The 24,827-nt window shown below is 66.7% G+C and carries 15 protein-coding genes; 7 read left to right on the top strand and 8 right to left on the bottom strand.

Translation table 11 applies throughout. From position 1 onward, the window contains the following. The first annotated feature begins 81 nt into the window (after positions 1–81). The 5 genes from R2B70_RS08215 to R2B70_RS08195 all read left to right on the top strand — a co-directional run bounded on the left by R2B70_RS08215 (position 82) and on the right by R2B70_RS08195 (position 6,355). Positions 82–1,317 (top strand): MFS transporter, encoded by a 1,236-nt coding sequence (locus R2B70_RS08215; RefSeq protein WP_318163112.1) that lies wholly within the window; start codon positions 82–84, stop codon positions 1,315–1,317. 60 nt (positions 1,318–1,377) lie between these two features. Next, the gene (locus R2B70_RS08210) at positions 1,378–3,351 is read left to right on the top strand and encodes a siderophore amonabactin TonB-dependent receptor (protein ID WP_318163331.1); all 1,974 of its coding nucleotides are present in this window, start codon (positions 1,378–1,380) and stop codon (positions 3,349–3,351) included. A gap of 78 nt (positions 3,352–3,429) precedes the next feature. Next, positions 3,430–4,446 (top strand): amonabactin ABC transporter permease subunit 2, encoded by a 1,017-nt coding sequence (locus R2B70_RS08205; protein WP_318163111.1) that lies wholly within the window; start codon positions 3,430–3,432, stop codon positions 4,444–4,446. A 12-nt stretch (positions 4,447–4,458) separates the two neighbouring features. After that, entirely contained in the window at positions 4,459–5,508 is a 1,050-nt protein-coding gene (locus R2B70_RS08200; RefSeq protein ID WP_318163110.1) for an amonabactin ABC transporter permease subunit 1, read from the top strand. A gap of 43 nt (positions 5,509–5,551) precedes the next feature. Further along, positions 5,552–6,355: an ABC transporter ATP-binding protein gene (locus R2B70_RS08195; RefSeq protein WP_318163109.1), complete on the top strand. Its 804-nt coding sequence runs from the start codon at positions 5,552–5,554 to the stop codon at positions 6,353–6,355. A gap of 58 nt (positions 6,356–6,413) precedes the next feature. Here the strand turns inward: R2B70_RS08195 and R2B70_RS08190 are convergent, their stop codons facing one another. Further along, on the bottom strand, positions 6,414–7,145 hold the full coding sequence (locus tag R2B70_RS08190; RefSeq protein ID WP_318163108.1) for a 4'-phosphopantetheinyl transferase family protein: 732 nt from the start codon (positions 7,143–7,145) through the stop codon (positions 6,414–6,416). Positions 7,146–7,330: 185 nt separating this feature from the next. On the opposite strand from R2B70_RS08190, the gene R2B70_RS08185 reads away from it, so the two are divergent. After that, a complete protein-coding gene (locus tag R2B70_RS08185; protein ID WP_318163107.1) occupies positions 7,331–8,269 on the top strand; it encodes an iron-siderophore ABC transporter substrate-binding protein in 939 nt (312 codons plus the stop codon). 68 nt (positions 8,270–8,337) lie between these two features. On the opposite strand, the gene amoH is transcribed toward R2B70_RS08185, so the two are convergent. From amoH to R2B70_RS08150, 7 genes are read right to left on the bottom strand one after another with little or no spacing between them, the layout of a single operon-like run. Then, a complete protein-coding gene (gene amoH, locus R2B70_RS08180; protein WP_318163106.1) occupies positions 8,338–9,900 on the bottom strand; it encodes an amonabactin biosynthesis glycine adenylation protein AmoH in 1,563 nt (520 codons plus the stop codon). Continuing rightward, positions 9,897–16,211: an amonabactin biosynthesis non-ribosomal peptide synthetase AmoG gene (amoG, locus tag R2B70_RS08175; protein WP_318163105.1), complete on the bottom strand. Its 6,315-nt coding sequence runs from the start codon at positions 16,209–16,211 to the stop codon at positions 9,897–9,899. Before amoG ends, amoH begins: the two co-directional genes overlap by 4 nt. Positions 16,212–16,225: 14 nt before the next feature. Further along, positions 16,226–16,975 carry an amonabactin biosynthesis protein AmoA gene (gene amoA, locus R2B70_RS08170; protein WP_318163104.1) on the bottom strand — a complete coding sequence of 250 codons (750 nt, stop codon included), beginning with the start codon at positions 16,973–16,975 and terminating at the stop codon, positions 16,226–16,228. Positions 16,976–16,995: 20 nt separating this feature from the next. Beyond that, positions 16,996–20,100: an amonabactin biosynthesis non-ribosomal peptide synthetase AmoF gene (gene amoF, locus R2B70_RS08165; protein WP_318163103.1), complete on the bottom strand. Its 3,105-nt coding sequence runs from the start codon at positions 20,098–20,100 to the stop codon at positions 16,996–16,998. Then, the gene (gene amoB, locus R2B70_RS08160; protein WP_318163102.1) at positions 20,097–21,014 is read right to left on the bottom strand and encodes an amonabactin biosynthesis bifunctional protein AmoB; all 918 of its coding nucleotides are present in this window, start codon (positions 21,012–21,014) and stop codon (positions 20,097–20,099) included. Before amoB ends, amoF begins: the two co-directional genes overlap by 4 nt. A 17-nt stretch (positions 21,015–21,031) precedes the next feature. Then, on the bottom strand, positions 21,032–22,684 hold the full coding sequence (gene amoE, locus R2B70_RS08155) for an amonabactin biosynthesis (2,3-dihydroxybenzoyl)adenylate synthase AmoE (RefSeq protein WP_318163101.1): 1,653 nt from the start codon (positions 22,682–22,684) through the stop codon (positions 21,032–21,034). Continuing rightward, a complete protein-coding gene (locus R2B70_RS08150; protein WP_042075326.1) occupies positions 22,681–23,868 on the bottom strand; it encodes an isochorismate synthase MenF in 1,188 nt (395 codons plus the stop codon). The genes amoE and R2B70_RS08150 overlap by 4 nt, the downstream gene beginning before the upstream one ends. A gap of 321 nt (positions 23,869–24,189) precedes the next feature. Here R2B70_RS08150 and R2B70_RS08145 point away from each other — a divergent pair, with 321 nt between their 5' ends. After that, entirely contained in the window at positions 24,190–24,741 is a 552-nt protein-coding gene (locus R2B70_RS08145; RefSeq protein ID WP_318163100.1) for a lipoprotein, read from the top strand. The last annotated feature ends 86 nt before the right edge of the window (positions 24,742–24,827 follow it).

The raw sequence follows: 24,827 nt of genomic DNA, 5'->3' as shown, positions 1-24,827 counted from the left end.
CAAATAAAAATGGTTATCATTTGTTGTCACATCAAAAACCCTCGGATACAATTCGGACTCATTTTTTCGAGTCAGCCTCTGATGAAGCCAGAACCCGTCGTCTCCACCCCTGCTGCCATCCATCTGGCCCTGCTCATCAACATGCTCTCCATGGGCAGCATGATGATGGTGATGCCCCTTGGGCCGGATCTGGTGACGAGTCTCGGCATGGCGCCGGAGCAGACCGGTGACTTCAGCGGCGGCGCCACCCTGGCGGCCGCCCTGATGGGGCTCCTGGCCGCCCCCTGGCTGGATCGGGTCAATCGCAAACCCGCCCTGATCCTGTTGCTGACGCTGCGCTTCCTGCTGCTGATGGCCTGCGCCCTGGCCGAGGATAGCCAGACCCTGCTGCTGCTCTTTATCCTGTCCGGCTGCGTGGCGGGCCCGCTCTCCGCCATCCTGATGGCGGCGGTGCTGGATCTGGTGCCCCCAAGGGATCGCGGACGCCGCCTCGCCTACGTGGGCATGGCGTTCTCCCTGGCCGCCATCCTGATCGTGCCCGCTGCCCTGGTGCTGGCCCAGTGGCTCGGCTGGCAGAGCCCCTTCCTGCTGTTTGGCGCCAGCGGCCTGCTGCTGGCCCTGCTGTGCGCCCGGCTGCTGCCGTCCCTGCCGGTCACCCGCGCCCCGGCAGGCCAGGGCGTGCGCCAGTTGCTGGGGTCGCCGCTCTGCCAGGGGGCGCTGTGCATTCTCTGTTTGCAGATGTTCGGCCACTTCCTGCTGATCCCGCACTTCGCGAACTACTTCCAGTTCAATCTGGGTTTCCCGCGCGAGCAGATCGCGGCCCTCTATCTGTGCGGCGGCCTCGCCAGCATGGCCACCATGCGCCTGTGCGGCGGCTGGATTGACCGCGGCCGCGCCCAGTGGGCCATCCTGCTCACCAGCCTGCTGCTGGCCCTGGTCACCCTGCTGGGCTTCGCCCTGCCGGCAGGCCTGCCCGTTTATCTGCTGTTTACCCTCTTCATGGCGCTGAGCTCGGCCCGCGCCAGTACCACCCTCGCGGTCACGGCGGCCATTCCGGCGCCCCATCAGCGCGCCGCCTTCATGTCTTTCCAGGGCACGGTCACCAATGTGGCGGCCGGGCTCGGCAGCCTGCTCTCCGCCAGATACCTGGTCTCCGACGAACGGGGCGCCCTGCACGACTTCGCCACCCTGGCCTGGATCAACATCGCCTGCGGCCTCCTGGCCTGCGCCGGCGTCTGGCTCCTCATCCGGAGCCTGAAGAGCACAAGAGATAACAATAATCCTGCCTCTGGCACTGCCAGACAAGGAAGTCAGTGAGCACCGGATCAGAAGAATCCGGACCCCATAACCTCGGTTTTATTCATGGAGTTTTTGACAATGCAGTTGCAGCACGGCCCGTTTAAATTGAACCCCATCCTGCTCTCCCTCGGCCTTATCGCTCTGCCGGGCCTCGCCCAGGCCGAGTCGGTCAAGGCCAACGAGACTGTGGTGGTCACCGCCACCCAGACCCAGCACACCGAGCTGACCGCCCCGGCCAGCGTCTCAGTGGTGACCCGTGCCGATCTGGACAAGATGAACGTCAACAACATCGGCGATGCCCTCAAGCACGTGCCCGGCGTCAACATCATCGCCACCAACCCCACGGGTCGCAACGAGATCAAGATCCGCGGCATGGGCGGCGACTACACCCTGCTGTTGATCAACGGCAAACGGGTCAACGCCCGCGAGACCCTGGGCAGCGCCTACGGCAACGACTTCGACCTGAGCTCCATCCCCATGGCCGCCATCGAGCGCATCGAGGTGATCCGCGGTCCCGTCTCCTCCCTGTACGGGGCCGATGCCCTGGGGGGCGTGGTCAACGTGATCCTGCGCCAGGCCAAGGAGAAGACGGAAGCCGCCGTGGGTTACACCCACAGCATGCCCACCAAGGGGGAAGGCGGCGATGCCAACCAGGGCAGCGCCTTCGTCTCCGGCGCCCTCATCGACAACAAGCTGCTGGGCAGCGTGGTGGTGGAAGGGTATCAGCGCGACAACTGGAAGAGCGATCAGTCCAACAACCCGGACGCCGACGCCCTGGAGAAACGCGAGGTGGTCAACGTGCTGACCAGCCTGAAGTGGCTGGTGGCGGACAACCAGGACATCGACTTCGATCTGGGTTACAACCAGAACGACATGGACAGCTACTTCAACAACGTGCCGCGCGCCCCGACCGCACCGGCCACCCCGCACAACGTACAGAAGCTCGATCGCCTGAGCCTGGGGCTGACCCACAACGGCCGTTGGGAGCACTTCGACAGCCGGGCTCGTTACTACTTCGAGCAGACCGATCTGATGGACGACTCCCAGCTCAATGGCGGCGCCGCCGACATCACCCAGACCAACAACACGGTGGACGGTCAGCTCAGCGGTTTCCTCGGTGATCACCTGCTCACCTCGGGCGCCGAGCTGCGCAAGACCGAGCTGGAGCACAGCCGCAACATCGCCAATGGCAGCGTGGATGCGACCCAGAGCGCCGTCTACCTGCAGGACGAGTTCGGCTTCGGCGATCTCGCGCTGACCCTCTCCGGTCGTCTGGATCACCACGAGACCTATGGCTCCGAGTTCAGCCCCCGTGCCTATGCCCTCTACACCCTGACCGACGAGTGGGTGATCAAGGGTGGCGCCGGCAAGGCGTTCAAGGCACCGACCCTGGCCCAGTCCAGCGAAGGCTTCTCCACCACCGCCTGCCGCGGCGCCTGCCAGGTGATCGGCAACCCGGATCTGAAGCCGGAAACCGCCGTCAGCTATGAGCTCGGCACCGCTTACGAGGCCGCGCGCTTCGGCGCCGGGGTGACCGGCTTCCACAACGAGATCGAGGATCTGATCCAGAGCGATCAGTGGGGCCCGGGCTACCGTCCGACCGTGATGACCTACCTCAACGTCAAGGAGGCCCGCATCAAGGGTCTGGAGCTGACCGGCTGGGTCGACGTGCTGGACAACGTGAAGCTGACCGGCAACTTCACCCTGCTGGACTCAGTGGACAGGAGCACGGGGGACGATCTGGCCAAGACCCCGGATCACACCGGCAACCTCGGCCTGGACTGGCAGGCGAGCGAGCTCGTCAGCGCCAACCTGGCCTGGCAATATGTTGGCAGCCAGGTGATCAAGGTGCCGGCCCGCAACGCCCAGGCGTTCACCTCCAAGCACTACCAGACCCTGGACGTCAACACCAACTGGACCGTCACCCCGGCGCTCGACTTCAAGCTCGGCATCACCAACCTCACCAACACCCAGCGTGACGAGGTGGCCACCGACGCCGACTTCATCCTGGAAGGGCGTACCGTCTACGCCGGGGTCGATTACAAGCTGTAAGCCATCCTGTATGCGGGAGCCCCGGTCGCGGGGCTCCCTTTTTGCGTTTCTGCCTCCCCGAATTCAAGGAGTCATTGAGTGCTCAGATACCAAGCTCGGCTGTTCTGGCTCGGCGTGCTGCTCCTCTTCCTGCTGATTTGTCTGTCACTGGCCACCGGGGCCGGTGTCTATGGTGGCCGCGAGGTCGCCGGTTTCCTGCTGGGCGATCCCGCCCTGGTGGCCGATGAAAAGCTCGCCATGATAGTCCACACCCTGCGCCTGCCCCGCACCCTGGCGGCTCTGGTGGTGGGGGTCTGTCTCGCGCTCGCCGCCTCCATGCTGCAGAGCGCCACCCGCAATCCCCTGGCCGAACCCGGCCTGCTCGGGGTCAACGCCGGCGCCGTGTTCGCCCTGGTGATAGGCCTCACCTGGTTTGGCGTCGAATCCGCCTACGGTTACCTGCTCTGGTCCGGCATGGGGGCCCTGCTCGGCAACCTCGTCGTGCTGGGCCTCGGCCTCATGGTGGGGCGCTCCAACCCCCTCAAGCTCATCCTGGTGGGGGTCGCCCTCTCCGCCACCTTCGGCGGCCTCTCCAACTTCCTGCTGCTCTCCAACCGGGTGGTGCTGGAGCAGTTCCGCTTCTGGAACCTGGGGTCCCTTGCCGCCTCCAGCCTGGAAGCGGTACTCACCGTGGTCCCCTTCGCCCTGGCCGCCCTGCTGCTGACCCTGGCGCTCTGCCGCCCCCTCACCCTGATGCAGATGGGCGATCACCAGTCCAGGGCCCTCGGCATCCGTCCCACCCGGGTGCGGATCGGCGTGCTCTTGGCCGCGACCCTGTTCACCGCCTGCGCCATCGCCATCGCCGGTCCCATCGGCTTCGTCGGCTTCCTCGCCGCCTACTGCGCCCGCCTGGTGGAGCCGGTACGCCTTGCCATCCAGGTGCGCTTCTCCGCCCTGTTCGGGGTGCTCTTTCTGCTCGGTGCCGATGTGCTGGCGCGCTGGCTGATCCAGCCCTACGAGCTGCCCAACGGCGTGATCCTGGCGCTCATCGGCGCCCCCGTGCTCATCCTGGTGGTGCGCAGCGGCGGCTTCCGTTCCCTGCTGGCCGTCAAATAAGGTGCCACGCCCATGAAGAACTCCCTTTCGCTCCCGAGCGGCACCCTCTGCCTTCGCCTTGGCAGCCACACCCTGCTGCTGGATCGCCGCGCCTGGCTTATCACCCTCGCGCTGATCGTCGCACTGGTGCTGCTCTCCCTGCTGGCCCTGACCCTGGGTTCCGGCAAGATCACCATGATGGGGGTGATCCAGACCCTGCTCGGGGAGGGAAGCCGACTCGATCAGGTGACCGTCTTCAAGATCCGACTGCCGCGCCTGTTGGCGGTGCTGGTGGCCGGCGCCGCCATGGGACTCTCGGGCTGCCTGGTGCAGACCCTGGTGCGAAACCGCCTCGCCACCCCGGACATGATCGGGGTCAACGAGGGGGCATCCCTTGCCATCATCATCTTCTCCCTCTATCTGACCCTGGGCAGCTGGCCCTGGTGGGCCGCCCCCTTCGGCGCCCTGTTTGCCGCCGCGGTGCTCTATGCCCTGTGCAACAAACCGGGGGAACAGGGCTACCTGTTCGTGGTGATCGGCATCGGGGTCTCGGAGCTGATGAACGCCCTCGGCCAGTTCGTCATGTCCACCCAGTCCCTGGTGCACCTCACCAGCCTCTATCTGTGGAACATGGGCAACTTCGTCGGTCAGGGCTATGGCACCCTGCTGCCGGTGAGCCTGCTGCTCCTGCTCATCTGCCCCTGGACCGTCTGTCTCTCCCGCTCCCTCGGCGTGCTGCGCCTGGGACCGGTGACGGCCAGCACCCTCGGGGTCAACGTGAACCGGGTCCAGCTCGGGGTGCTGGCCCAGGCCATCATAGTCGCAGCCCTTGGCACCGCCATCGGCGGCCCCGTGGTCTTCATCGCCATGGCCGCCCCCATCCTCGCCTCCTGGCTCAGCCGGGATCGCATCGTGCCGCTCTGGATTGCCGCCCTGTGCGGCGCCCTGCTGCTGCTCGCGAGCGACACCCTGGTGCGGGTGCTGGCCAGCCCCCACGAGGTGGCCACCGGCATCATGACCCGCATTCTCGGCGGCCTGCTGCTGCTCTTCATCCTGCTCAAAGATCGCCAGAAGGCCGACTGACCATGGCATTCATCCATTTCCAACACAGACCGAGGGCCGCCCGATGACGCTCACCGTGAACCGACTCCAGTTCGGCTACCCGCAAAAGACCATCTTCAAGGAGATCTCCTTCTCCCTCCCCCGGGGCAAGCTGGTGGGGATCGTCGGCCCCAACGGCGGCGGCAAATCCACGCTGCTCAAGCTCCTTGCGGGACAGGAGCAGCCCCGGTCCGGGGAGATCCTGCTCAAGGAGAAGCCACTCGGGGCCTATGGCGCCAAGGCACTGGCCCGGGAGCTCGCCTATCTGCCCCAGCGTCCCCTGGTCCCCCCCGGTATCCTGGTGGAGCAACTGGTGCAATACGGCCGCCATCCCCATCAGGGCTGGTTCAATCAGTGGAGCGAGGAAGATGCCCGCATGGTGGACTGGGCTAGGGAGCGGATGCAGCTCGATGCCATCTGGCTCCAGAGCGCCAGCTCGCTCTCCGGCGGTCAGGCCCAGCGGGTCTGGCTCGCCATGGTGCTGGCCCAGAATGCGGACATCATCTTGCTGGACGAGCCCACCAGCGCGCTGGACATCGGCCACCAGACCGAGGTGATGGAAGCCATCCACCGGGTCGCCGCCGAGGGGAAGACGGTGCTTATCGTCATCCACGATCTCGCCACCGCCGCCCGCTACTGCGACGAGCTGATCGCGCTGGGGGATGGCGCCATCCAGGCCATGGGCCCGGCCCGGGAGGTGGTGACCAAGTCCCTCATCGATCGCCTCTACCAGACCGATGTGGACATACTGCACGCCCCCGGCGATGGCGCCCCTGTCATAGTGCCGCGCCGGCGCACCGAAGCCACGGCGGACCAGCAGCGCGCCTGACACCAACAATAAAAAACCGCCCATCGGCGGTTTTTTATTGTCTGACGTTCTGGCGGATTCAGAGCGCCAGCAGGGTAAGCAGGCCTCCCGGCAGCCGCTGCCAGCGCAGGGTGCAGCGCCAGCCGACTGACAGGGTCGGAGTAAGAGGAGCCTTAAGCTCGAGGGTGAGGGTCTGTGCCGTCATCTCCAACCAGCGGGCATCCAGAAAGTCGAAGTAGCGCCCCACCCTGGGATAGAGCCCCTTGAACAGGCTCTCCTTGGCGGAAAACACCAGGGTCAGCCCCCGGGCTCTGTCCAGCCCGAGCGCGCGGGCCCCGACCTCCAGCCGCCCCCACTCATCCTCATCGACGATGCCGGGCCAGAGCTGCGCCCCTTGGTCGCCATTGAGCCAGGCCTCCAGATCCAGGCCCAGCCCGCCCTTGCCCGGGCGCACCGCACAGAGTGCCACCCCCTCCCCCGAAAGCAGGCTATGGCTGATGCTCCCCTCCACCCCTTCAGGCCAGAGCGGCTCCCGGGCCGCTCCGATGGCCACGCTGCATCCCGCAAGACCGAAGGGACGCAGGGCCTCACGGGCCGCGAGACGTCCCGCCAGAAACTCCCCGAGGCGCTTGGGAGCGGCCCCCTGCAATGAAGCAGGCAGGGTGATGCCCTGGGCCCCAAAGCACTCCGACGAGAAGGCGGCGGGATCGAAACAGACCCGATGAAGAGGCAGCGCCTCCAAACCCGGCAGGCACAAGGTATCGGATTGACGGACAAAGGACCCGTCGAGTGAGGGACAAAGAGGCAACATGAAAGGCTCCTGACAGGGGCCTGCGATGGTACCAAAACAAGCCGAGGCCAGGCCACAAATACAAATGACAACGTTTCTCACTTGCTTTGTGGTAGCATGTCCCCGCCCATTCGGGGCTGGCCGGGCGGCTCTCAGGCACTTTCCACAGGCTCCGGCCCACCGATTTCACCCATAAGGATGTCACCATGAAGATCTTCTCCCCGCTGGCCACCTTGCTCATGCTGGCCAGCCTGACGGGCTTCCAGGCCCAGGCGGGCAGCCGCCAGGTCATCGATGCCAACGGCCAGCCCCAGACCGTCCCCGATACGCCCCGGCGGGTCGTCGTGTTGAGCGAACTCGATCTCGACAGCGCCCTGACCCTGGGGGTGCAGCCGGTCGGCACCGTCAATGGACGCGGCCAGTCCACCCTGCCCCGCTATCTGCTGGACAAGGCGGGCAAGGAGATCGCCGTGGTCGGGGATCTGGACAACCCCAATCTGGAGAAACTCATCGATCTGGAGCCCGACCTTATCCTGACCGGCCAGACCAAGCCAGAGCTGCTGGCCCTGCTGCAGGAGATAGCCCCCACCGTCGTCACCGGCAACTGGGGCGAACCCTGGAAGACCGTGTTCGGCCGCAGCGCCGACGCGATGAACCGGGGTGCCGAGGCCAAGGCCTTCCTCACCCGGTATGACGCCCGCCTGGCAGAGGCCCGCAGCAAGCTTGCCAAGCACCAGGGGGAGCAGGTGAGCATAGTGCGCTGGAACCCCAAGGGGCCGAGCTACATGCACGGCGGCACCTTCGCCAGCAGCGTGGTCACCGAGATGGGGCTGGCTCGCCCTGCCCATCAGATAGGCGACAAGAGCCCCCACTCCCCGGCCCTGAGCCTGGAGTCCCTCAACCTGCTGGACGGCGACTGGCTGGTGATCGGCACCCTGAGCACCAGCGGCGATGCGGTGGATGCCATGAAGCAGGCCGAGCAGACCCCGGCCTTCCAGCAGCTCGGCGCCATCAAGGGCAAGCGCTTCGGCGCCGTGGACGGGTCGCTGTGGACCTCCACCGGCGGCCCCCAGGCGGCCCTTAGGATCATCGACGACGTCGAGCAACTGCTCGCCAAACCCGATGCGGCCCCCATCACCCAATAAGTCCGCGTGATTGACCGCCCACAAGGAAGCCCGCATTTGCGGGCTTCCTTTTATCTGCGGTGCGGCGCCTACTCCGGAAAGGGCAGCGCCTTTCTATCCAGTTTGCCGCTGCCGGTCTTGGGCAGGGCATCCAGCAGTATGAGGCGGGCCGGCACCATGTAGTGGGGCAAACTCGCCTGCAGCCCCTTGCGCAGGGCCAGGCGATTGAGGGTCACCCCGGCCCTGGCCTCCACATAGCCCACCAGCATGGCCTCATCCCCCTCGCCCACCAGACGCACCGCCGCCTCCTGCACCCCGGCCTGGCGGCGCAGCCCCGCTTCCACCTCCCCGAGCTCGATGCGAAAGCCCCGCAGCTTGACCTGATCGTCGCGCCGCCCCAGATAGAGGAAGCGGTCCACCCCCAGCCGCCGCACCCGATCGCCGGTGCGATAGAGGCGATGGACATCGACCCGCAGGAAGGCCGCAGCCGTCAGGGCGGGCTTGCGCCAGTAACCCTCGCACAGGGCCGGGCTCTCGATACAGAGCTCGCCGCACTCCCCCTCCGCCACCGGCTGCCCCGCCTCGTCCAGCACCCAGTGACGATAGCCGGGCAGGCTGTGGCCGATGGTGATCTGGCCATCAGTCGGTGGCCAGCGCACCTCGCTCACCAGGGACCAGACGGTGGCCTCGGTCGGCCCGTAGCAGTTCCACAGCCGCCGGGTGCGGGCACAGAGCTGCTCGGCCAGCCCTGAGTCCAGTGCCTCGCCGCCGCACAGGGCGGTGAGGGTATTGCGCCCCTGCCAGCCCGCTTTAAGCAGCATGCGCCAGCAGGCCGGGGTGGCCTGCAGCCAGTTGATGGAGGGGTCCGCCTCGAGCAAGGCCTGCATCTCCAGCGGATCCTTGTTGTGCTCGCCGCCGGCCACCGTCAGCCGGCCACCGCCCCAGAGCGGCCCCAGCATCTCCAGCAGGGAGATGTCGAAGGCCGGGGTAGTGATAAAGAGCCAATGGCAGCTCGGTGAGAGCCCGAGCCGCTCGCGGATCCCGTCGAGGAAGCAGAGCAGGGCCCGCCGGCTGATGACCACCCCCTTGGGCTCGCCGGTGGAGCCCGAGGTGAACATCATGTAGGCGGCCAGGGCGTCATCCACCTGAGGCCAGGAGACAGGCCCTGCCGCTGCCGGTCCGTCGAGGGTGCGCAGCGGACAACCGAAGGCGGGAGCCGGCCTGTCGCCGTCGCAGATCACCGCCGACAGGCGCGCCTGACGGGCGATCCCCTGCAGCCGCTCCACCGGAAAGTCCGGCTCAAGGGGCACGAAGGTGAGGCCAAGGCGCAGGCAGGCCAGCAGGCTGGCCACCAGATCGGGGCTGCGGGAGAGATAGAGACCGACCCGCTCCCCCACCGCCAGCCCCTGCAGGCGGGCGGCAATCTGGCCGACCCTGGCATTGAGCGCGCCATAGCTAAGCCACTGCCCTGCGGTTGCACCGTCCCGGATCTCTGCCATTTCCACACTCATGCCCACGCCCATACGGATGGCGGGAGCCAGCGGGGTGGCGGCCAGACAGGCCGCCAGCCGCGCGCCCAGGTTGGCCGCCCCCTTGGGGGCGCCTCTCAGGGGTGACACGGCCGGGGCCTTATGCTTGATGGTCACTGTCATAGCGCGGCCTCCGTTTGGCGCTCCAGCCAGTGCCGATAGAGCCGGCTGGGGGATGGATGGGCCTTGAGCGTCTGCAGGGTAAGTGGCGCCCGATCCTGCGCGAACGCCTCGTTGAGGGCCGCCAGCAGGGCGAGCTGCTGCACCGAATCCACCCCGAGTTCACACAGGGTCTGCTGCCAGATGCCGGGCACGCCGCACTGGCGCTCCCACAGGGCCACCAGAACGCGGGCCTCGGCCGGCGGCTGAGCCAGGCCGGGCTCCGCCCTGGTGGCGGCCACTTGTGTGACGGCCAATGGTGTGGCTGTCGCTGGTGTGGCAGCCCCTTGCGCTGGGGACGGCGCGGCCGCCGCCACTCTGGCCGGCTGGCCCAGATCCGCCTGCGCCAGCCAGCCGAGCTCGGCCAGCCAGTCAGCCAGCACCGCCTCAGCCCGGGCCTCGGGGATCTGCTCGCCGTCGAATTCGAGGCGCAGCTGGAGCGTCTCGCCCCGGTTGCTGACCACGAGCGACAGAGGCAGCTCCACCTTCTCCACCACGGTGCCGAACTGCGGCACCAGCTGGTGGGGTTCGGGGGCGGCAGGGGTTGCCGGCATGGGGTAGTTCTCGAACACGAACAGGCTCTGGAACAGACGCGCCCGGCCTTTGGTCAGTGCCGCCAGCGACTGGGTGCCGTGCTCATTGAGCGCCATCAGGTCGGTCTGCAACCGGGCGATATGCTCGGCCAGGGTCAGCTCGGTGCACCACGCCAGCGCCAGCGGCAGGCTGTTGATGTAGAGCCCGACGCTCGCGGTGATCCCCTCGATGGGGTAATCCCTACCCGGGGTCACGTTGCCCACCAGGGTGACGGCATCGCCAGAGCGGCGTGCCAGCAGACGGTGCCAGGCATATTGGGCCAACAGGCCCGCGGTCACGCCGAGGTCGCGGGCACGGCGCGCGAGCAAGGTCGTCACCTCGGCCGGCAACGCCGTGGCGCACACCGCCGGTCGCTGCTGGGTATGGCGCCCGCTTGAACCAGCGTCCAGCGTCACCCCGAACAGGCAGGCGAGATCGTTGGGCGTTGCCAGCAGTTCGCCCCGCCCCTGCCAGTAGGTGTCGGCGCTGCGGGCTTGGCTCGCGATATAGCGGCCAAATTCGAGCCAGGCGGTATCCGGCTCGATCTGCGGCAGCAGGCCGTTCATCAGCGCCTGATAGCCGCGATGCAGGGAACCCAGCAACACGGGACCGCTCCAGCCATCCAGCACACCGTGATGGGCGCTGAAGATCACCTTGTGGTGATCGGGGGCCAATTTGAAGCAGGCAAGGCGCAGCAGGGGGGCCTGCTCGAGCGGGATCGGGCGGGCCAGATCCTGCTCGCGATAGGCCTGGACCCGTGCCCCTGCATTTCCCACTTCAGACAAGTCCTCATAGTGGAATGGCAACTCGGCGCGCTTGCAGATGCGCTGCAGCGCCACCCCGTCCGCCAGCACCAGTTCGCTGCGAAGGGCCGGCCAACGGGCGATCTGCACCTGCCAGGCCTGACGGTAGACCGCCACGTCCAGCGGCTGGTGATAGTCCATCTCGGTCTGCAGGTGATAGGCGTGATCCCGGGGCAGCAGCGCCCTGTGATGGAACATGCTCTGCTGAAGCGAGGTCATGGGCAGCAGGGTCTCCACCTCGCGCCCGCTCAGCACCCGATCGAGCGCGGCTTGCGAGAGAGCGATCCCCGGGAAGTCGCTCGGGGTATGGCGCGGGGCCTTCACCGCGCAGCAGTGCTCCACCAGCGCCGTCAGGTTGTCCGCCAGCCGCGCCATCAGGGCGTCGCTCGCCTGCTGGTTGAGGGCGCCCACCTGGCGCAGGGTGAGGCGGCCATCAAACACGCCCCCGTGCAGACTCACCAGCTCCCGCGGCAGATTGTCAGGGGAACTTGGTGCCCCCGGTGCCATCGGCAGGGGCTGCCAGGGCTGAGCGGCCTCGCCCTGATGGCTGACCCCCAGGTAGTTGAAGACGACAAGGGCCTGGGGCAGCTCAGACCCACGAGGGTGGTGCAGCCGCAGGGCGTTGAAGCCCACCCCCTTGTCCGGCACGGCGCGCAGCTGCTCCTTGGTGGCGCACACCAGCGCATCCCACTCCTTGGCATCCGCCAGCGCCAGCGGATAGGTGCTGGTGAACCAGCCCAGGGTACGGCTCACGTCCAGTTCAGCATCGATGGCCTCACGGCCGTGTCCTTCCAGCATCACGCAGTGACGGTTGCCGTAACCCTGCTCGCTCAGGGTACGGGTCAGTGCCGCCAGCAGCAGGTCGGGCACCCGGGTGAAGTAGGCCTGGTTGGCGGTGTCGATGAGCCGGGCCGTGGTCTCCTGACTCAGTTGCAGCAGGCTGGCGGCGGCGCGGCCATCGGCGGCGCGCGCCGCTTCCAGCAGGTGACCCTGGCTGCCTTCCCCCTGAGCCAGCCAGAAGCCAAGCTGCTCCTCTTCCCGTTTGGCGTAGGCCGCAAGCCCCTCGCCCCACTGGCGATAGCTGCTGCCCTTGGCAGGCAGCGGCTCGCCCCTGCTCACCCGTGCCAGATCCTCGGCCAGGATGCGCCAGGAGACCGCATCGATCACCAGGTGATGGAAGGCGAGGAAGAGCCCCTCCACCGTCTCGCCCTCCCGCTCGCCCTCCAAGGAGAGATTGCGCAGGCGGGCCCAGGCCAGGGTGTGGCCGCTGGCAGGGTCGAAATCTCCCTGCAGTTCGGTCAGGCGGGCCTGCAACTCGGCCTCATCAAGGCTGCCGGCATCCAGGGTCGGCAGCGGCGGCAATGGCAGTTCGGCCAGGTAGCGCTGGCCGGTCGGGGTCACCGCCAGACGCAGGGCATCGTGGTGCTGGCGCAGGGCATTCAGCCAGCCGCGCAGAGTCTCATCGTCCACCCCGGCCGGCAGGCGCAGGATCACCCCCTGGTTCCAGTGACCGGGCTTGGCAAAGCCCTGCTCGAAGAACCAGTGCTGAATGGGGTGGAGCGGGAACTCGCCGGTCAGGCTGCCCTGCTCGCTCCTGTGGCTGACCGCCTGCTGCTGGCCGAGCTGGCGGCAGAGGCGGCGCACCGTCTTGGCTTCGAACACGTCCTTCACGCTGCAGTGCAGCCCCGCATCCCGCAGCCTGGTGGTGAGCTGGATGCTGAGGATGGAATCACCGCCTAAGCGGAAGAAGTCATCCTCCACCCCGAGCGGTTGCTTGAGCACCCCTTGCCAGATGGCAAGCACGGTCTGCTCCAGTTCGTTTTGCGGCTCGCCCTTGCTCTGCTGCCAGACGATGGCGGGCAGGCGGCGCAAGTCCAGCTTGCCGTTGGGGGTGAGCGGCATCTCGGGCAGCCAGCAGAGGCGCGCCGGCACCATGTATTCAGGCAGGCACTCGCCGGCCCGCTGCAGCAGGGCGTCGCCGTCGGGCTCCCTCGCCCCGGCCTGCAAACAGGCATACGCCAGCAGGCGCCCCTCCTGCACCACCACCTTGATCTGGCGCATCGCCGGGCACAATTCGGCAAGCCGGGTCTCTATCTCCCCCGGCTCGATGCGATAGCCGCGCAGCTTGATCTGCTCGTCTATCCGGCCCAGATACTGGATGTTGCCATCGCGGCGCAGCAGGGCCCGATCGCCGGTGCGATAGAGGCGATGGGTACGTTCCGCCAGCGCCAGCTCGATAAAGGCCTTCTGAGTGCGCGCCGGCAGATTGAGGTAGCCGCGGGCCAGCCCCAGCCCCGCCAGGCAGAGCTCGCCGGGGACCCCCACCGGGCAGAGGTTGCCCGCCTCGTCCAGGATCAGCGCCTTCAGGTGGTTGACGGGGCGACCTATGGTGATGGGCGCCCCCGGACTGAGCCGCGCGCAGAGCGCGGTGACGGTGCACTCGGTCGGGCCGTACATGTTGAACAGCGCCACCCGCTCTCCCCAACGCTCCACCAGGCTGCTCGGGCACGCCTCGCCGCCAAAACCGATGGCCTTGAGGGAACCGAGATCCGCCGGTGGCAGCAGATTCGCGAGCAGGGCGGTCGGCAAAATCATATGGCTGGCACCGCAAGCGATCGCGGCACCGATCACCCCCTCGCCCGGCTCGCCGAAGTGCAGGGCCGCGCCGCAGTACAGGGGCAGCAGGCTGGTCATGTTGCCGGCATCAAACGAGAGGGACATGCAGTTGAACATGGCGCCATTCTGATCAAGGGTGATGCGCTCGCCGTGATCCGCCATCAGATTGACCAGGCTGCCCTGCTCCACCATGACCCCCTTGGGCAGGCCGGTGCTGCCGGAGGTGTAGATGATCTGGGCCAACATGGCGGCGTCCCGGGGCAGTGCGGGCGTGCTGGTTGGCATCTTGTCCAGCGCCAGCCCGTGCAGATCGTAATACGCGGCAACCGTGCCCGCCAGCGCCTCGCCAAGCCGCGGGTCCGGCACGCCCCCCAGCACCAGGCTGATGGATGCATCTCCGAGGATATGGGCCAGCCGCTCGGCGGGATAGGCAGGGTCGAGGGGCACGTAGGCCGCCCCCGCCTTCCAGCAGGCGAGCAGGGCGATGACAAAGGCCACATCGCGCCTGGCCTGGATGCCGATGGCGGCGCCCGGGGTGACGCCCTGAGCCTGCAGCCAGTAGGCCAGCCGGTTGGCACGCACCTCCAGCTCGCCATAGGTCAACGATTGCGCGCCGTCGCTCACCGCCAGCGCGTCCGACAACTGAATAGCGCGCCGCTCGATATGACAGAGCAGGGTGTCGCGGCTCGGGTAATCCGGCGGCAAGTCGGCAAGCTCGGCGGCCAGCGCGGCCTGGTCGGTGCCCGCCTCCAGCGGCAACTGCCAGATGTCGGTCTCGGGGGCCGCCACCACGGCGCGCATCAGGTGCAGCAGGCGATCGGCGTAGGCCTGGATGGTCTCTCGCTCGAACAGGGCGGTGGCAAACAGCCAGTCCACCCTGACGGAGTCCATCAGCTCGGTCACCTTGACCGAGATGTCGGTCTTGGCCGGCAGCACAGGCGAGGTCTCCTCCACCAGCTGGCAACCAGGGATGAGATCGTTGAAGTCCACCTTGGCCTGATAGACCAGCATGATCTGGAAGATGGGGTTGATGGCGGTGGTGCGATCGGCGCCGATGGCCTCGGCCAGCGCCTCGAAGCGGTAGAGCTGGTGATCAAAGGCCGCCAGATCTTCCTCCCGGCACTGCTGCAGATAGTCGACAAAGCTGGGCTTGCCGCTGAGTTGAGTGCGCAGCACCAGGGTGTTGACGAAAAAGCCCACCAGGGACTCGATCTCGTGGCGCTCGCGATAGGCGAGCGGGGTGCCGATCACCACCTCCTTCTCGCCGCTCTGGCGCACCATCAGCAGGGCGAACAGGGCGTGTAGACCGATGAAGTTGGAGGTGCTGTGACGCTGACAGAGGCGCTTGAAGCTCTCCCACAGCGTGTTGTCGATGGTAGAGAAGACCAGCTCGCCGCCGCTGGCCTGATGGGCCGGGCGCGGCTTGTCGAGCGGCAGACCGTGCACTTCGGGGCTGCCACCAAGCCGGTCGACCCAGAACGGCTTGAACTCGGCGTGATAATCGAGGAAACGCGGTGAGTTGAACCAGCGGGCATAGTCGATGTAGGTGAGCGGCAGCTCGCTCACCTGCAGGGGTTCGCGGTTCTGATGAGCAAGAAAGGCGCGCTTGAGATCCGCGAACATGTTCTTGACCGACCAGCCGTCGGAGATGATGTGGTGCTGAGTGATCAGCAGCACGTGCTCGCGGCTGCCGAGCCGAATAAGATGCACCCGGCTGAGATCCCCCCGGGTCAGGGAGAAGGGGCGCCCGATCTCCTCGCGCACCCGGCGGGCCACATAGGCCTCGCGCTCGGCAGCGGGCTCTGCGCTCACATCCTCAATCTGCAGCGTGAAGGGCGTGTGGGGCAGGATCTCCTGGGCCCCCCTGCCCGCCTCGTCCTTGATGAAGCGGGTGCGCATGCTGGGGTGGCGGGCAAACAGGTGGTCGAAGGCAAACTCCAGCGCCGCGGTGTCCAGCTCTCCTTTGACGCGAAAATAGACCGGCATGTTGTAGAGGTGGGAGGCCTCCTCGTACTGCTCGATAAACCAGAGCCCGCTCTGGGACGACGAAAGCGGCCCCTGCCGGGCGCCCTCGGCATCACGTTGCGCAAGAATGGGCGCCTCGAAGGCGGCGCGGGCCGCCAGGCAGCGCACCAGCTCATCCTTGTGGGCCTTGATGGTGGCGCCGATGGCCGGCGTCACCGCCTCCTTGCTCGACTGGGAGATAAGCTGGCCCTTGTCGTTCAGCGCCAGCTTGACCCCCTGCCGTTCCAGCTGTTTCAACAGCAAAATCATATTGTTCATCTGTTTCTCAAGCCTCAGGCACTCAGGGTGGCGCCGCCGTCGACGACCAGATCCTGCAGCGTGATGTGGCTGGCCAGATCCGAGGCCAGGAAGAGGACGGTATGGGCGATCTCCGCCGGGGTGGCGACCTTGCGCAGGGGGATGCCGAGCTTGAACTGCTCCGGCAACCCGGCAATGGTGCGGGCCATGGCCTCCTCGCTTGGCAGCATGCCGCGCAGCATGGGGGTATCCGTCGAGCCCGGCGACACCAGGTTGGCGCGCACCCCGAAGGGGGCCAGCTCCAGCCCCACCGTCTGGGTCAGGCTGGTGACCGCCGCCTTGGAGGCGCAATAGGCCGCCATCTGCATGCGCGGCACATGGGCGGCGTTGGAGCCGATGGTGACGATGGCACCGCGCTGCTGCCCCTTGAAGTGGGGCACCAGGGCCCGCAGCAGGTAGAAGACGCCGCTGGCGTTGACCGTCATGCAGTCGTGCCAGTCATCATCGCTTAAGGTTTCGGTGGAGCCGAGGCGCAGCACCCCGGCCCCGTTGACCAGCACATCCAGCCCGCCGTCCGCCAGCAGCGCTGCGCAGCAGGCGTTGACCGCCTTCGAATCGCCGATATCGAGCAGCCGGGTGGCATAGGGGTAGTCGGCTTCGGGAAACGCCAGATCCAGCCCCACCACGGCGGCGCCGGCCGCCACGAACTGCGTCGCCACCTCGCGGCCGATACCGCGCCCGGCTCCGGTCACCCAGACCCGCTTGCCAGTAAAATCAAAGGCCATTGCTTGTTGCTCCTTATCCATCACCACACCATCTCCACGCTCTCTTCGTCCTCGGAAAGCAGGCCGTCGAGGAAGCGGCAGAAGTCATCGAGGCGCGGGTGATCGAACACGTCGGAGACCTTGACCTGCATCCCGAACTCGGCGCCGAGCCGGTTGACTATCTGGATGGTCTGCAGGGACTGGCCCCCCAGCTCGAAGAAGTTGTCGGCGGGCGCCATGGTGGCGAGCCCCAGGATCTGCTGCCAGATGGTGCCGACCCGGTTCTCGGTCTCGCTGCCCAGGGTCAGGGCTTCGCCGCCCGCCTGGTAGGCGGCCAGCAGGGCCTTGCGATCCAGCTTGTTGGAGCCGGTGCGGGGCAGCTGGTCATAGTGGCGATAATCGGTGGGGATCATGGCGGCAGGCAGCACCTTGGCCAACTGCGCCTTGATGACCCGGCTGTCGCGCTCCGGCCCCGCCACAAAGGCCACCAGCCGGCGCACGCTGCCGATGCTCACCCCCTGCACGCAGGCCTCGTCCACCCCCGGCAGGGCCAGCAGCTGGGCCTCCACCTCACCGGGCTGGATGCGATAGCCGCTTATCTTGAATTCGTTGTCGCGCCGGCCGAGGTAGACCAACCGGCCGTCTACCAGCCGCACCCGATCGCCGGTGCGATAGACGGGCATCTGCTCCGCGCCAACCCGCAAGGTATCGAAGCTACCTTGCACGCCCCCCACGTAGCCGTTGGCCAGCTGCGGGCCGAGCAGCACCAGCTCCCCCTCGCTGGCGGGTTGCTCCCCCGCCCCCAGGATAAGCGCCTGCATGCCGGGCAGTGGCAGGCCGATGGGCAACTGGGCCTGGCTCGGGTCTTCCTGCTGCAGCTCCTGGGTGGTCACCACCACTGTGGTTTCGGTGGGGCCGTAGGTGTTGAACAGGCGCACATCGGAGCGGCCCTGACGCTGCCACTGGGCCAGCTGCTCGGGGTAGACCGCCTCGCCGCCGATGATGACGGTGGTAAGCCCGGCAGGAATGTGGGCCTGACCCGCCGTCAGCGCCACCACCCACTCGTTCCAGAACGCGGTGGGCAGGTCGAGGTGGGTGATCCCCATCTGCTCCACCCCGGCCGCAAAGGCGGGCATGGATTCGAGCAGGGCGTCGGTGCGCAGCACCAGGGTGGCGCCGGCACTCAGGGTGGCGAACACCTCCTCGATGCTGGCATCGAAGTTGAAGGGGGCGAATTGCAGCATCCGCGCGTCTTTATCCAGGTGATAACGGCAGCGGGCGGCGGCGGCGAAGTGATCCAGCGCGCCGTGGCTGACTGCTACCCCTTTGGGCAGGCCAGTCGAGCCCGAGGTGAACATCAGGTAGGCGACGGCGCGGCCGGCGGCCGGCTGGTTCAAGCGGTTATCGCTCACCAGATCCCCCGCCAGCAGATCCCCAACCAAGAGAGTACGCCCCTCAAACAGGCTGATCAGCTTGTGGCGGTACTCCGCCTGAGTGATCAGGGTCTTGACCTCCCCCAGCCGCAGGATATGGCCCTGACGCTCCAGCGGCTGCTCGGGATCGAGCGGCACGTAGACGGCGTCCGCCAGCAGCACCGCCAGCTGGGCGAAGATGGCCTGGGGGGTGCGAGCCAGCATGACCCCCACCTTGTCGCCGGGGGCGACGCCTGCGGCCTGCAGGGCGGCCGCCATCTGTTCGGATCTGGCCAGCAGCGCCTCGTAGCTGAAGCGGACCTCCCCCTGCTCCAGCGCAATCTTGTCCGGGGTCTGGGCAGCAAAGTGGCAGAGCGCCTCCAGCACCGGCCGCACCTGGACAGCCTCATGGGCGGGGCCGGCGATCAGGGCGCTGGCTCGCTGCTCGGCCAGCCAGTCGGCCTTGAGGGTCCCCAGGGTCTGGGCGGGCTCGGCCAGCCAGCGCCCCAGCAGGGCAAACAGGGTATCGGCGATGGCGGCTAGATCCCCCTGCCGGTAGCAGCCGGGGTTGGCGTCCAGATCCAGTCTGGGCTGGCCATCGACGCCGACCTGCACCTCGATGGTGAGATCCTCTACCGGGCCGGCGCTGATGTTGAGAATATGGGCAGATAGCGGCCCGAAGCGGCGAGCGTGATCGAACGGCATGATGTTGACCAGCGGGCCGAACAGGCGCTTGTCACCCCCCACCAGGCCAAGGTCGCGGCGCAGCAGCTCGTAGCGGTAGTGCTGGTGTTTGCGCACCCCGCGCTTGGCCTTGGCCACGGCGCCGGCAGCCCCCGCCAGATCCAGTTCTTCACCCAGTGTCAACGCCAGCGGGGTAATGTTCATCTGCATGCAGGGCACGGTCAGCGACGCCGAGCCGATGCGGTTCATCATCATCAGGCCGAGCAGGGTCTGGCGCTGGCCGCTCGAAAGCGACAGCTGGGCCGAGAGGCCGGCCAGCAGCAGATCGGGCCAGCCCAGCTTGTGCTCGTCGGCAAAGCCGGTCAGGGATTGCCAGAGCGCCGCCGGCAGCGGACGGCTCTCGCGGATAAATTCGGCCGCGATGGGCGCGCGGGTCTCGCCAAAGGACTTTACCTCGGGCCAGCCTTGCAGCTGCTCCTGCCAGAAGGCGCGGGCGGCGGCGTTCTTGCCGCTCTGCTCGCGGCTCGCCTCTTCGGCCAGCACTTCAGCCAACGAGCCGAAGGGGGATGGGGAGTTCATCTCACCGGCCAGCCCCTCTGCATACAGCTCGGCGATGCGCTGGAACAGCAAGGTGGTGCCAAAGCCGTCGAGGGCGATGTGGTGCACGCAGCTGTAGAGATAATCGCGGCCGGGGCCGCGCAGCAGGGCGAAGCGGCAGGGCGCCTCTTGGGTCAACTCGAACGGGCGGCGCAGATCGGCCCAGGCCCAGGCGCGGGCCAGCGTCTCGTCATCGCGCTCGAGGGATACCTCTTCATAGGCCAGGGGCAGCTCGGCCGGGACGAAGCAGACCGCCTCCTGATCGTCTTCGAAGTGGCCCTTGAGCGCCTCGCACTCACCCACCGCCTTGGCAAGGGCCGCGGCCAGCACGGCCGCCTCAACCTTGCCGTCGAAGGCGATGCACTCGGCGGTGTTGAACATCGCCTTGTCATCGTTCAGCAGATGTCCGGACCAGAGCCCCTGCTGGGGAATGGTCAGTGGGAAGCGGTTCATGGGGTCACCTCCAGCGCCTGGGCTGCCAGCTTGGCCTCGATGAGGCGCCACCAACCGTTGAGGGTCGGCAGCTTGGCGAGATCCACGAAGCCGAGCTCCACCCCGGCGGCGCGCCACTCGGTAAGCAGGGCCATGATCCGCACCGAATCCAGACCGTAGTCGATGAGGTTCTCGTCGGGGTCAAACTCCCCCTCGTCTTCGTCGATATGGCTCAGCAGCCGTGCCTTGAGCCCCTCATACGTCAGCAACGGATTGGTCAGGAGCGGATTGGTCTGGGCGGCAGAAGCCGGGGCAAGGGCCAGCACCTCCTCGCAGGGGATCACCTTGCCGCAACGGGTCGCCACGTAGTCCAGCGCCATCTGGTGGTCGGCCAGGGAGAAGTCCGCCACCCCGTCCGCCAGGAAGAAGGGCTGGATGTCGCGCATGAAGGCGTCGCAGGCGGTCATCATGCAGCCGATATGGCCGTAGATGCCGCCGATGATCAGCTGATCCCGCCCCAGCGCTTTGAGCATCTGCTCGAGCTCGGAGCGCTGGAAGGCGCTGTAACGCCACTTGACCAGCACGGTGTCGTCCCGCTCTGGGCGCAGCGCCGCCACCACCTGCTGCTGTTCGGGCCGCTTGTTGAGACCCGGGCCCCACATGTCGTTGAGCAGGGCGCGATCTTCAGGGGATTGATCCTTGGGCTGGGCGGTGTAGAAGACCGGAATACCGAGAGCCTTGCACTGCTTGCGCACGGCGGCCAGCTGCTCGGTGAGCGCCGCGATCAGCGGGCTGTTTTCGCCATAGAAGGCGGTGAAGTACTCCTGCATGTCGTGGATCAGCAGGGCGGCGCGTTTGGGTTCCAGGGTCCAGTCGACCTTGTTGGCCTTCCACTGGCTGGGCATGGCGTAATTGTTCAGGGTTGGGATAGCCATAACGTCATGATTCCTTACTAGTTTTTATGCTGTAGAGGCTGGTTGGCGGCGATGGCGTGCGCAATGCGCGCCCGCAGCCCCTGCTTGTCAATCTTGCCCACCGCCGTCATGGGCAGGGCGTCCAGGGTTTCGAAACGGTCGGGCAGCTTGAAGTCCGCCACCCCGCGCTCGCGCAGAAACTTGCGCAAGGCCAGCGGCTTCAAGGCGGGATCCGTGCTGACGATAAAGGCACAGCTCTTCTCCCCCATGGCGCTGTCGGGCATGGAGACCAGGGCCGCATGGGTGATGGCCGGGTGGTGCAGCAGCTGGTTTTCCACCTCTTCCGCCGCGATCTTCTCGCCGCCCCGGTTGATCTGATCCTTCTGCCGCCCGACCACGGTGAGGTAACCATCGGCATCCTGTACCACCAGATCGCCGGAGCAGTAGAAACCCTCGGCATCGAACACCCGGGCGTTGTGGACCGGGCTCTGGTAGTAACCGCGGAAGGTATAGGGGCCGCGGGTGTGCAGGGCGCCAGGCTCGCCGGGGGCGACCGGATTGCCCGCCTCATCGAGGATGCGCACCTCGTCGTCCGGGCTCATGGGGCAGCCCTGGGTGTGAATGACCTTCTCGTCGGGGTCGTCCAGCCGGGTGTAGTTCACCAGCCCTTCCGCCATGCCGAACACCTGCTGCAGCCGGCAGCCGAGCAGCGGCCCTATCTTGCTGGCCACCGCCTCCCCCAGCTTGGCGCCGCCCACTTGCAGCAAGTCGAGGCTCTCGAGCTGAGTGCGCGCAGTGGGGTCCGCTTCCGCGGCCTGCAGCCAGAGCGAGACCGCCGGCGGCACCAGCGAGGTGAGATTGATCCGATGGCGGGCGATCAGCGGGAAACAGCTGATGGGGCTGGGGTCGGGCGCGAGCACCACTGTGCCGCCCGCCTCGAACACCCCGAGCGCGCCAGGGGAGCTCAGAGGGAAGTTGTGGGGCGCCGGCAGGGCGCACAGATAGCGGGTATGGGGCCCCAATTCACAGATTTCATTGCTGCGGCGCACGCTGTACAGGTAGTCGTCGTGGGTGCGGGGAATGAGCTTGGGGGTGCCGGTGCTGCCACCGGAGAGCTGGAAGAAGGCCACCTCGTCCGCCGGGGTCGGGCCAGATTTCATCGGCTCACTCTCAGCCCCCTTCGCCAACCAGCGGGTCAGCCCCAGCTCCCCCTCATCGCCATCCAGCAGCACCAGCTCGGCGCCGATGGTTGTCAGCAGCTCGCTCTCGCGACCCTTGCTCGCAAACAGCGGATGGGCCAGCGAGCCGACAAAGAGGCGCGGTGTGATCTGCTCGGCATAAGAGAGGAGCTCCAGCCGGTTGTGACTAAAGAGCGCGTTGACCGGCGCGATACCGGCTTTCAGCAGGGCGAAGAACACCAGATAGAACTCGGCCACGTTGGAGAGCTGCACCAGCGCGGTGTCCCCCACCCCCAGGCCATGGTGGGCCAGATTCGCGGCCAGCCGGCTCGAGGCGGCGTCCAGCTCGCCATAGCTGAAGCGGCGCTCGCCGCAGAGGATGGCCTCGGCATCGGGGGCCAGCTCGCACTGACGCGCCAGCATGGCGGTCAGCGGCTCGCCGCGCCAATAGCCCTTGGCGCGGTAACGCTGCGCCAAGGCATCGGGCCAGCGGGTATAGGGCAGGAAGCTCATTGCGCCACCTCCAAATCCAGGCCCAGGGCTTTGAGCATGGTCCCCAGCTTGGTGCCGGTCTCGGCCCACTCCATGGCGGGATCCGAGCCCGCAACGATACCGGCGCCGGCAAACAGCTCCACCTGATGGCCGTCGAGCACCCCGCAGCGGATCACCACGGCCCACTCGCCGTTGCCCTGGCTGTCGCACCAGCCGACGATGCCGCTGAAGAGGGCTCGCCGGAAGGGCTCCTGCTCGCGAATAAACTGGCGGGCCAGATCGGTGGGATAGCCGCACAGGGCCGGGGTGGGATGAAGCTGGCAGGCCAAGGAGAGCACCGATGCCTCGCCGCCATTGAGCCGCCCGGCGATGGGGGTGCCCAGATGCCAGAGGGTATCCGTGCTCATCAGCGAGGGGCTGGACGGGATCGCCAGCTCGCGGCAGTGGGGGGTCAACACCCGGCGGATCTCGTCGATCACCAACTTGTGTTCATGCTGATCCTTGCGAGAGGCCAGCAGATCCCGGGCGACCATTTCGTCTTGCGCCGGCTCGCTCGCCCGTCTGGCGGAGCCCGCCAGCGGGTGGGTGAACACCTCTCCCCCGCTGACCCGCAGCAGCAGCTCCGGACTGGCGCCAAGCAGGCGGCGGCCCTGGCCGAGCGGCAGGGAGAAGTGGAAGGCGTGGGGATTCTGGGCCATCAGACGGGTCATCACCCGCTTCGGATCGGCGGGTTGATGCAGGGTGAGTGTCAGCTTGCGCGACAACACCACCTTGGATAGCCGGCCTTGTGCAAACGCATCCAGCGCCGCGCTGACCGAGGCCTGGAATTCGCTGGCCGGCGGGGTGCTCTGCACCGAGATGACCCGGTTGGCCTCGACGGTCTGCTCCACTTCTGTCGCCGGTGTCGGCTCTATCGGGGCTAGTTTCTCGCCCCACTTATAGCGGCCGGGCACATAGAGGCAGGAGGCCTCCGCCGGATCGAACGCGAAGGCACCGATAAGCAGGGGGTTGGCCTGGCCGGCGACCCTGGCGGCATCGAGGGCCAGAGTTATCTGCTGTGCCAGCAGGGGCCAATCGCAGGCGGGGGTGGTGATAGGCTGGCCCAGGTCAGTGGCACTGAGAGTGCCCTGACCCGAGGTAAACAAGAAATCAGGCGACATCTTCGCCTCGGCAGGTGCGCCATTGTCCATTACACGAGTATTCACGTTACTCCCTCAAAGAAGATTCAAAATGATAATGATTATCAGTTTGACTTTGTGCGGCGGTAAAATACTCGCTTTGAAATCACGGGGTCAATGGGATTCTGAGGTGATAAAACAGGAGCCTGTCTGTGGGTATTGCGGGGACGGCGCCATGGCGGGCCTGTTGGCACAGGGGATGACAACGCTACTCGAATGAAAACGGATTGCCATCCCCATATGGGGAATGCGACAGAAACGGGACGAGGGGCCCCCACTGGCGGCCGACCCGCTTTGCCCCTAAGATGGCGCCATCTGTTGTTGCCACCCATTTGATGGAACCTTCCCATGTTGAAACACCTGCTTCTGCTCCCCTTCGCCCTGCTGCTGGCAGCCTGCTCCCTCACCCAGTACAGCGTCAGCGAGGGGGAGATCAACCAATACCTCAAGGAGCGAGTCGCCTTCGAGAAGCAGCTGGGGATCCCCGGCATCATGTCGAGCAAGATCCGTCTCGATGAGATGCAAAGCCGTATCGGTCGCAGCCAGGCCGACAAGGTCGAACTGGACGCCGCCGGCGATCTGCAGGTGGCGAGCCCCCTTGGCAGCCAGCAGATGAAGATCCGCCTCTCCCTGCGGGCACGCCCGGACTATGTGGCCGAGCAGGGCGCCATCTACCTGCGCGATCTCGAGCTGCTCTCGGTCAAGACAGAGCCGGCCGACGTGGGGGCCGCCCTCACCCCGCTGCTGCCCACCTTCAACCAGTCCCTCTCCCTCTTCCTCTCCCAGACCCCGGTCTATCGGCTCGATGGCAGCCGCCAGAGCGAGGCGCGGATCAAGGACAAGGTCGAGGCCCTCAAGGTGGAGCCGGGTCGATTGGTGATCCCTTTCAAGCTGATGTAATGCTTATCGCCGCGCTTCTCTCCACAACACCCGCAAGCGCGGCTTTTCACTTCTCAAGCCCGCCCTTTTGCCCCATAATGCACACC

Source organism: Aeromonas sp. XH, from assembly GCF_033348475.1.
In the GTDB taxonomy this organism is placed as follows: Bacteria; Pseudomonadota; Gammaproteobacteria; order Enterobacterales; family Aeromonadaceae; genus Aeromonas; species Aeromonas sanarellii.
The sequence above is the reverse complement of the archived record's forward strand: the minus strand, read 5'-3'. Positions and strand labels throughout refer to the sequence as shown.

Bases quoted from the DNA above. Each gene is read 5' to 3' on its own strand.
- R2B70_RS08215 (WP_318163112.1), top strand. From the start codon at position 82: ATGAAGCCAGAACCCGTCGTCTCCACCCCTGCTGCCATCCATCTGGCC.
- R2B70_RS08210 (WP_318163331.1), top strand. From the start codon at position 1,378: ATGCAGTTGCAGCACGGCCCGTTTAAATTGAACCCCATCCTGCTCTCC.
- R2B70_RS08200 (WP_318163110.1), top strand. From the start codon at position 4,459: ATGAAGAACTCCCTTTCGCTCCCGAGCGGCACCCTCTGCCTTCGCCTT.
- R2B70_RS08195 (WP_318163109.1), top strand. From the start codon at position 5,552: ATGACGCTCACCGTGAACCGACTCCAGTTCGGCTACCCGCAAAAGACC.
- R2B70_RS08190 (WP_318163108.1), bottom strand. From the start codon at position 7,145: ATGTTGCCTCTTTGTCCCTCACTCGACGGGTCCTTTGTCCGTCAATCC.
- R2B70_RS08185 (WP_318163107.1), top strand. From the start codon at position 7,331: ATGAAGATCTTCTCCCCGCTGGCCACCTTGCTCATGCTGGCCAGCCTG.
- amoH (WP_318163106.1), bottom strand. From the start codon at position 9,900: ATGACAGTGACCATCAAGCATAAGGCCCCGGCCGTGTCACCCCTGAGA.
- amoG (WP_318163105.1), bottom strand. From the start codon at position 16,211: ATGAACAATATGATTTTGCTGTTGAAACAGCTGGAACGGCAGGGGGTC.
- amoA (WP_318163104.1), bottom strand. From the start codon at position 16,975: ATGGCCTTTGATTTTACTGGCAAGCGGGTCTGGGTGACCGGAGCCGGG.
- amoF (WP_318163103.1), bottom strand. From the start codon at position 20,100: ATGAACCGCTTCCCACTGACCATTCCCCAGCAGGGGCTCTGGTCCGGA.
- amoB (WP_318163102.1), bottom strand. From the start codon at position 21,014: ATGGCTATCCCAACCCTGAACAATTACGCCATGCCCAGCCAGTGGAAG.
- amoE (WP_318163101.1), bottom strand. From the start codon at position 22,684: ATGAGCTTCCTGCCCTATACCCGCTGGCCCGATGCCTTGGCGCAGCGT.
- R2B70_RS08145 (WP_318163100.1), top strand. From the start codon at position 24,190: ATGTTGAAACACCTGCTTCTGCTCCCCTTCGCCCTGCTGCTGGCAGCC.